Genomic DNA, 1,282 nt, shown 5'->3' on the forward strand with positions numbered 1-1,282 from the left:
TCACCGCCGGTTCTCGGGGCCGGTATGCCGCCGTGGGGGGTACCACCGCCCTCGCGATGCACCCCGGCTCAATCGTGCAGGCCGAAAGGTGCCGTCAGTCGGCGTCGGGCGCGCCGAGCTCCGGCGCGTGGCGGTAGCCGAGAATGAGGACGTCCCGGACCGCCACCTCCCGGTCGTCCGCGGCGGTGATCGGGTGCACGGCGTGGAGGAGCCTCCGGTCGTCCCAGTACATCGTGTCCAACCGGCTCTCCAGGCAGAACTCCGCGATGAGCTCCTTCGACAGGTCGTACACCTGGGACCCGCCTCCCGCCACGTTGCTGCGGGACATCAGGTGGATGGCACCGAAGTCGACGTCGTCGTGGTGCGGTCCCTCGGGGGTGGGCTCGCCGAGTTCAGCGGCCGAGCCGATGATGCGGAACTGGTGGCAAGCCACCTCCCAATGCTGGTCGAGCAGTTCCGGGGCGACCGGGAACTGCTCGAAGTTGAAAACGATGAGCGATTTCAGGAGTGGATTGTCGAGTGTGGAAGCGGTCAGCCCGGCGACCTCACGCTGGATTCCTCCGGCATAGGGGTTCGCCGTACTCGACTGGAAATACGGCCGGTGCGGCTGAAGGGTCACCTCGCCGGTCCGCGGCAGGAAGGAGAAGCGGTCATAGCGCCGCTCACGGAACCGGGCACCGCCCTTGAGATACCCGTCGACCTCCAGGTTCTCCCACTCCTTCGCCAGTCCTTCCTCGAAAGCGCGAAGTTCCTCCCCGATATCGAGCCGGTCGGCCAGCACGAGGGCATAGCCCTTGACACGCAGTTTCTCCTGGACATCCGCCGACATGATTCTCATTCCTCTCGCGGGGTCGAGTGGCCGCCAAGCCTCCCGGACATGGGTCCGCGGCCGTAGGGCCGCCCGGATTTCCTTTTGTGTGTGCGACCGGTGACCGGACATCAAGGAGAACGGTGAGTTTTCGGGGACGGTTCAACAGAATTCTGTGCGTTCACGGGGGCGAGGGCGCCGGGACGGGACTCCGGCCGGAGGTGCCAGGCGGGTGCTGCCGCCCCCGCCGGACGTGGTACCAAAGGAGTTCGCGTGCGGGCCTGACCAGGGGCTCGGTGACGACCCCGGGCCGGCAGTACATGAGCAGACCCTGCGCCCCGCTCGAACGTGCTCCGATCCCCGAACCCTTCCAACCGGCGGTCACGTCCGCCGGAGTGGTGTATCGACGGCCACTCGGTGATCCGGTTTCAGGCTAGGCGGTCAAGGCTGTTGCAGTGGTCTCGTCGGGGGTTT

1 protein-coding gene is annotated in these 1,282 nt (G+C 66.8%); it reads right to left on the reverse strand.

The window, feature by feature from the left end:
* Positions 1-94: 94 nt before the first annotated feature.
* Positions 95-829: a 2OG-Fe dioxygenase family protein gene (locus AB0K51_RS34830; protein ID WP_363462302.1), complete on the reverse strand. Its 735-nt coding sequence runs from the start codon at positions 827-829 to the stop codon at positions 95-97.
* Between the last annotated feature and the right edge of the window lie 453 nt (positions 830-1,282).

The organism is Kitasatospora sp. NPDC049285, assembly GCF_040678815.1.
GTDB lineage: Bacteria > Actinomycetota > Actinomycetes > Streptomycetales > Streptomycetaceae > Kitasatospora.